The organism is Halorubrum sp. DM2 (genome assembly GCF_901686465.1).
Lineage (GTDB): Archaea > Halobacteriota > Halobacteria > Halobacteriales > Haloferacaceae > Halorubrum.
The window spans coordinates 1,023,087-1,029,601 of record NZ_LR594487.1 but is presented as its reverse complement, the minus strand read 5'-3'; the positions used below and the strand labels follow the sequence as shown (position 1 = coordinate 1,029,601).

The window sequence follows — 6,515 nt, the reverse complement described above, 5'->3', positions numbered from 1 at the left end:
CGGCCGCGGTCGCGACGCCGGCGAGGAGACCGATCGGGAGGCCGACGAGCGCAGAGAACTCTATCGTCGCCGCGAGCAGTTCCGTGAGCGCCGCGCTCACAGTCAGGAACGCGGTCACGCCGACCCCGAGCGTCGCGACGAGTCGCCAGTTCATACCCGCCCGGTCGCGGAGAGGGCCGATAAAGAGTCGCGGCGGGAGCCGGGGGCGACGGATTTCGGGCGCACCCCGGCGAGCCCGTTAGCGCTTGCGCTCCGTCGCGCGCTCCGCCGGGGCGTCGCGCGTATCTGGAGCGTCGCGGCCGACCAACTCGTCGGACCGCGAATCGCGGTCGACCTCACGCTCCTTGGCCGCTGCGAGCCGCTGTATCCCGTCCGCGATCGCGTCGACGGCCGCGAAGATCCGGTACCAGAGGTACGGACCGACGGACAGCGCGCCGACCGCGACGAGACCCACGAAAATCGCTCCGACGATCACCAGCGAGTATGCCAGAACGAAGAGGCTCACTCCGCCGAGAACCGCGCCGGCGGGCGTTCGGAGGGCTTCGGAGGGCGAGAGCGGATCATGAACCATGGGCGCTGCTATCGGCGGCAGTCACTTAAAAATGAGCGGACGGGTGCCGGACGTTCGCGGTCCGGCGAGCGGCGCGATCAGTCGTCGGCGGGAGCCGCCGAGTCGCCCGCGGAGACGCCGGTGCCGGGACCGATGTCGATGCCGAGTTCGGCGAGCTTCTCGTCGGGGACGACGCCGTCGACCCAGTCGCGGGTCTCGTAGTACTCGGCCTTCAGCTGGTCGAGTTCGACGAGTTCGCCCTCGCTCGCGCCCGTGCCGGGGATGGCGTCGGGGTGGCCCTCGACGAAGCGGTTCGGCAGCGTGTCGTCCGCGCCGTCGAAGCCGACGAGGTTGTTGTAGTAGCGTTCGAGGTTGTAGACGCGCTCGCCCGCCTCGAACAGGTCGTCCTCCGAGAGGTCGGAGCCGGTCATGCCGTTGTACTGGAGCACGTACTCCTCGATCCCCTCCGCGAACGCGCTGAACTTACAGATGTCGAACGAGTCCGAGACGGCGTGGAGGTCCTGGAAGGTGGCGGTGAGTTCGCCTTTCCCCTCCCACTCGTACGGGTCGACCTTCTCCGGGATGCCGAGGATCTCGGCGGCCGGCGTGTACCCGCGCAGGTGGCAGGCACCGCGGTTTGAGGTCGCGTACGCGATCCCCATGCCCTTCATACAGCGCGGGTCGTAGGCGGCCATCGTCTGGCCCTTCACGGAGAGCTTGTTGCCGTGCGCGTCCTTCGCGTCGGCGACGCGCTCGGGGCCCTCCGCGAGGAGGTCGCCGAGGTCCGACGAGCGGTGGCCGATCTCCTCGATGAGGTCGATCATCGTCTCGGAGTCGCCCCAGTCGAGGTGGCCGACGCCGTCGAGTTTGCCCTCCTCGCTCATCTCCATCGCCATCGCCATCATGTTGCCGGCCTCGATGGTGTCGATGCCGAGGTCGTTACAGCGCTGGAGCATGACCGCGATCTCGTCGCGGTCGTCGTGGCCGGAGTTCGGACCAAGCGCCCACGCGGACTCGTACTCGTACGACTCCGTGCGGACGTTCATGTCTTGGCCCTTGTGGGTGACGTTGACCTCGACCTCCTTCTTACACGCGACCGGACAGGAGTGACAGGTCGGCTCGTCGACGAGGATGTTCTCGCGGACGTTCTCGCCGGAGACGCGCTCCGCCTGAACGTCGACGCCCTCGGCGTCGCTGAACGCCTCCGTGGACGTGTACTTCGCGTTCTTCGCCGGGAGCCCGTCCATCTCCTCGGTCGCGTTCATCAGGACGTTGGTGCCGTACATCGAGAGCCCGCCCTCGTTGGGCGCGGTGACGTCGGACTCCCGGATGACCCCCATCGCCTGCTGGTAGCCCTCCTGGAACGTCTCCGGGTCGGCGGGCTTCGGCATGTCGGTCCCCGACTTCACGACGACCGCCTTGACGTTTTTCGCGCCCATCACGGCACCGGTGCCGCCGCGGCCCGAGGCCCGGTCGTCCTCGTTGATGACGCAGCCGTACCGGACCTGATTCTCGCCGCCCTGTCCGATCGCCATCACGGAGACGTTGCGGCCGACCTTCCCGTCGACCTCCTCGCCGATCTGGTCGATCGTGTCGTGGACGCCCTGTCCCCAGAGGTGCGAGGCGTCGCGTACCTCGACGTCGCCGTCCTCGACGAACAGGTACACCGGCTCGTCGCTCTCGCCGTCGAGCAGGATCCCGTCCAGCCCGGCCCACTTGAGGCGCGCGCCGGACCAGCCGCCGTGGTGCGAGTCGGTGACGGTGCCCGTCAGCGGGGACTTCGTCACCAGGGCGATCCGGCCGCTCATCACGGTCTGGGTGCCCGTCAGCGGGCCGGTCATGAACGCCAGTCGGTTCTCCGGTCCCAGCGGGTCCACGTCGGGACCCTTGTCGAAGACGTACTTGACGCCGAGCCCCCGCGCGCCGATGTACTTCTCCGCGTCCTCATCGTCGATCCCGCGGTAGCTGACGTTGCTATCGCCGAGATCGACCTGTGCCACACGGTCTCTGTAGCCGCCCATTTCAGTCATGTAATTCTCGTTCGTTATGTTTGTACTGCGCACGGTTATTCCTTCACACGCCGATGAAACCGTTTACAGTTACGTACATCCGCAGTCCTCGGCCGAGAGGAAATTATACTGGCTGACAGGTTCGGGTTGATTGTGTATCGTTCTCGTTCACCACGAAACCATAAGCGTCCGAACAGAGATAGCACGTTCGTGTATATATAGCACTCAGTACCACCATCTATCCGGCATGCAAATGTTTAATAGCGTCTCTCCGTCTTACGGAAGTATGTCGAAAGACAGGCGTTCGGAGGCGGTCGTCGATGAGACGCGTCGTCGCCTGCTGGCGGCGGCCGCGGGCGGAGTAACCGTCGGTGCCCTCGGAACCGGCGCGACGGGCGGCGTGGCGGCGCAGGACGACGGCACGCTCACGCTCGTCCACGACACGCACTTCCACGGCCGGTTCGAGGACGCTGGCAACGAGGCGATAGACATCGCGCGGTACTACGCCATCGTCGAGGAGCTTCGCGGCGAGTACCCGAACACGGCCTTCCTCGGGAACGGCGACGACCTCGCGCCGTCGGTCCTCGGCCTCGAGTTCGAGGGCGAGCACATGGTCGAGGCGCTCAACGAGATGGGACCGGACGCCGTCGGTGCCGGGAACCACGAGTTCGACTTCGGCGTCGACACCGCGAGCGAGCGCTTCGAGTCCTCCGAGTTCCCGTGGGTGATCGCCAACCTCCTCACGCCGGAGGGCGAGCCGGTCCCCGGCGCGGAGCGCTGGACGACCGTCGAGGTCGGGAGCTACACCGTCGGCGTCTTCGGGATGGGCACCACCGGCTTTTACGACATCACGGACTACCCCGAGGACTGGCAGGTGCTCGGCTACACGGAGGCTGCCGAGGCCGCCGTCGAGGCGCTCGAACCCGAGACCGACTTCATCGTCTGCGCGTCGCACGTCTCAAGCGGCGTCCACGAGACGATCGCGGCGGTCGACGGCGTCGACGCCATCGTCGGGTCGCACTCCAACGTCGTCTACGAGGAGCCGGAGACCATCGAGGGGACGACGGTCGCCGAGTTCGGCGACGAGTTCGACCACATCGGGCGGCTCACCTTCGACGTCGAGACGGGCGAGCTCTCGGACTGGGAGCGGGTCGACCTGTACGACTCGGAGGCGCTCGGCGAGGACGAGTCGCCGCCGGAGTCGACCGAGAACTACACCCCGCGCGACGTGCGGTCGGTGGACCGGAACCAGCCGGTCGCAGAGATCGCCGACGGCTACCTCTCGGACCTCGAAGAGCGCCTCGGCCAGCCCGTCGTCGAGACGGAGGTCGAGCTCAACGCCAGCTTCGACAACTACGAGATCGAGACGGGGTGGGGGAACCTGATGACCGACCTGATGCGGCAGGTCGGCAACCTCGACGAGGATATCGACGTCGCGGTCCAGAACGCCGGCGGCATCCGGTCGGGGTCCAGATACGGTCCCGGCGAGCTCACCGGCAGCGACGTGATGAACATCCTCCCGTTCCCGAACGAGATCGTCGTCTACGAGCTGACGGGCGAGCAGATCCGGTCGTACGTCGAGGGATCCGTTCGCCCGATGCCCGGCGACTACGGGGCCCAGCCGGCGATTCAGGTGTCCGGAATCTCCTACGAGTGGACCGGCCACGACGGGGAGGGGCAGGTCCGGAACGTCTGGGTCGGCGGCGAGCCGCTCGACCCCGAGGCGACGTACCTCGTCTCGACGAACGATTTCGTCGCCGGCCGGAGCGAGGAGTTCGTCGAGGACTCCCGCGTGTTCAACTCGGGACAGTTCCAGGGGCCGTTCATCAAGGACACGCTCGACGCGGAGTACGACACGATCGCTCCCGAGCGCGAGGAGCGGATGATCCGCGTCGACGAGGTGATCGAGGACGCGACCGTCGAGGGGTCCGAGGGGACGCTCAGGGTCTCGTTCGCGCCGACCGACGCGGTCACGTCGGTCGTCGAGGACACCTACCGGCTCGTGGCACCGGGCCACGGGACCGTCGAGGCGTCGTCGGTGTCCGGGGGCGACGAGGTCGTCGTCGAACTCGCGGCCGACGCCGTCGTCGAGGCGTTCGACGCGGCCGAGGCCGACGCGCTGTCGCTCGTCGGCGGGTTCGACCCGAACAGCGAACACTACGGCTACGAGAACGACGACGGCGAGTTGGTCGAACTCCCCGTCAACGCGAGCTACGACTACTACGAGCTGCGGACCTCGCTGTCAGGCGAGGACGTGCGAGCGACCGTCGGCGGTGACGGTTCCGACGGCGACGACGCCGACGGATCCGACGACGGAGACGATGGTTCGGGCGATTCGGACGGCAGCTCCGGCGGCGACGACGGCAGCTCCGACGGCGACGACGGGATGGACGGCGGCGACTCCGGCGGAGACGGCGGCGAAACCGCCGACGGCGCGCCCGGATTCGGTCCGCTCGCCGGTGCCGCCGGCGTCTCGGGCGCGGCGTACCTCTACGGGAAGTACGGCGCGAGCGACGGGGCGGACGACGGCGCGGGCGACGAGTAGAGCGAGGACGGTCACACGAGCGAGACTCGTCGCCCGGCCGGTCGCCGACGCCGTCTTACCGACCGGTCACGAACGACCACACGACAGGATGGAACTTCCGGATCCGAACTCGGTGCCCCGTCGCGAGTTCTGTAAGGCCGCCGTCGCGCTCGGCGGGGCGGCCGGACTCAGCGCCTGCCTCGGCCGCGACGACGACGCGGACGGGGGCGCGGTCGACGGCGGCCCGCTCGACGGCGTGCCTGCGGGCGACCCCGGCGACCCCCCGAAGCGCCAGCACGCGTGGAACGACGTGCTCGACCGCGACGGCGCGGGCAACCTCGTCCCGCCGACCCACCACGTACTCCGGTACGTCGACATTGACCGCGGCGACGCCACGCGATCGGCGGCTCGGGAGCGCGTCGAGGCCGCCTTCACGGACCTCGAACGCGCGTTCGAGCGCTCGCCCGCCGGACTGCTGTTCACCGTCGGCTACTCGCCCGCGTACTTCGACCGACTGCCGGGCGCGCTCCCGGAGTCGGTCGGCCTCCCGGCCTCGCGCCCGCTGACCGGGCTGGAGGACCCGACGTTCGACGAGGCGGACGCGCTGGTCCATCTGGCCGCCGACGAGCCGGTCGCGGTCCTCGCGGCCGACGAGGCGCTGTTCGGCGAGGCGACCGCCGCCAACGGCGTCTCGGTGACGGACGCGAGCGATCTGTTCGACCCCGACGACCGCCGAACCGGCTTCATCGGCCCGGGGCTCCCGCGCGAGCGCCGCGACGTCGACGGGATCCCGGACGACGCCCCGATCCCGGAGGGGGCGAAGCTGTTCATGGGCTTTGCGAACGGCTTCGCGGAGTCGCAGGCCACCGAGGACCGGGTGACGATCGAGGCCGGGCCGTTCGCCGGCGGGACGACGCAGCAGGTGTCGACGCTGCGGACGCAGCTCGACGCCTGGTGGTCACAGGAGAGTCACGCCCAGCGGGTGGCGAAGCTCTTCAGCCCGACCCACGCGGACGAGGGGCGCGTCGGCGAGTACGGCGAGCGGCTCGGAAACGACCCGGGGGTCGCGGACCTCCCGGAGGACGCGGTCGCGTACGCCCGCGAGGAGGGCGTCGTCGGGCACGCCCAGAAGGCGGCCCGCGCCCGCGAGGACGGGGAGCCGCGCCTGCTCCGCCGCGACTTCCCGACGACGGACGGCGACCACACCGGGATCCACTTCCTCACGCTTCAGGAGTCGATCGCCGACTTCGTCGCCGTCCGCGACGCGATGACCGGCGCGGACATCGCCGACGAGACCGCGGTGGGGAACCGGATCAACAACGGGATCCTCCAGTACGTGTTCGTGCGGAGCCGCGGGAACTTCCTCGTGCCGCCGCGCGACCTGCGCGCGCTTCCCGATCCGGACCCGCGGAGCGAGCCGTGACGCGGCCGG

The 6,515-nt window shown here is 69.1% G+C and carries 4 protein-coding genes; 2 read left to right on the top strand and 2 right to left on the bottom strand.

Annotated elements, in window-relative coordinates; all coding sequences use genetic code 11:
- Positions 1-238: 238 nt before the first annotated feature.
- Together QOL69_RS05295 and QOL69_RS05290 are read right to left on the bottom strand one after the other, a co-directional pair.
- A complete protein-coding gene (locus tag QOL69_RS05295) occupies positions 239-571 on the bottom strand; it encodes a DUF8066 domain-containing protein (protein WP_283402315.1) in 333 nt (110 codons plus the stop codon).
- A 77-nt stretch (positions 572-648) separates the two neighbouring features.
- Positions 649-2,580: an aldehyde ferredoxin oxidoreductase family protein gene (locus QOL69_RS05290; RefSeq protein WP_283402314.1), complete on the bottom strand. Its 1,932-nt coding sequence runs from the start codon at positions 2,578-2,580 to the stop codon at positions 649-651.
- Positions 2,581-2,845: 265 nt separating this feature from the next.
- Here QOL69_RS05290 and QOL69_RS05285 point away from each other — a divergent pair, with 265 nt between their 5' ends.
- The gene (locus QOL69_RS05285; protein WP_283402313.1) at positions 2,846-5,104 is read left to right on the top strand and encodes a bifunctional metallophosphatase/5'-nucleotidase; all 2,259 of its coding nucleotides are present in this window, start codon (positions 2,846-2,848) and stop codon (positions 5,102-5,104) included.
- An 88-nt stretch (positions 5,105-5,192) separates the two neighbouring features.
- Positions 5,193-6,506: a DUF7405 family protein gene (locus QOL69_RS05280; protein WP_283402312.1), complete on the top strand. Its 1,314-nt coding sequence runs from the start codon at positions 5,193-5,195 to the stop codon at positions 6,504-6,506.
- Positions 6,507-6,515 lie beyond the last annotated feature (9 nt).